Below are 827 nucleotides of genomic sequence, written 5' to 3' on the forward strand. Positions count from 1 at the left end.
AAGGCGCACCGAATTGGCGCAAGCCATGTTCCGCTTCCTGCCGCACCGGGCCGAACTCGATTTGATCGGCTGGCCGGGCGATGTTTTCGAGCATTGATTCTACGGGAAAATCCCCTGTGGGGTTTGCCGGGTGTGAGTTGCTGTATTCTGCAAATTTACGTCTTTTTGACAAATTGTTGCTGATATGCAACACGGCATTGCTCTACCGCACGGGGGGGCGAATGCGTCATTTTTCAAGGCGGTAGCAGGGGTCAAAAGTAAAAATGCATGTCTTTTCAGCACTCTGGCGCAAGTTTGTGCGACGCCACTACGCTTGACACAGATTGGCCTGTTGTTACAGCGTTACACCGTGACAGCCCGGCAGCGCTTCGGTGCGCCGCGCTCGTCTTGCAATCTTGCGTTGCGATGACATGATCTAGGGGATTTAGGCATGAAGAAGATTTTGCTGGCCACGTCGGCCCTGGTTCTGGTTGCCGGTGCGGCTTCCGCTCAACAGGTGACGACGAAGGCGCCGTTTACGGTTACGCTCGGCGGTTCGGTCCGCTCCGATTTCATCATTGTGAACGATGATGCTGCTAACGCGGAATCGCGCGAAGCCCGCATGGACTATCGTCTGACGCTGAAAGCCGAAGCCAAGGCCGAAAATGGTCTGACTTACGGCTTCAGTGCCCGTCTGCGCAACAATCAGAACGACAGCAACCAGGTCCGTCAGGATACGCTGGGTGCTGATACGAAGTTCATCTATCTCTCCGGTTCTTGGGGTAAGATCGAACTCGGCGACACGCTGGCCGTCGACTCGCAGTTCGAAATTCAGGCCCCGTCGGTCG

Annotated in this window: 1 protein-coding gene; it reads left to right on the forward strand. The window is 55.7% G+C overall.

Going from position 1 to position 827, the window contains the following annotated elements; all coding sequences use genetic code 11:
• Window positions 1-430: 430 nt before the first annotated feature.
• Window positions 431-827, forward strand: a 397-nt coding sequence (locus VZ95_RS20925) for a porin (protein ID WP_045777588.1), incomplete at its 3' end; no start/stop codon positions are given.

It is taken from the genome of Elstera litoralis, from assembly GCF_000963705.1.
Taxonomy (GTDB): Bacteria; Pseudomonadota; Alphaproteobacteria; order Elsterales; family Elsteraceae; genus Elstera; species Elstera litoralis.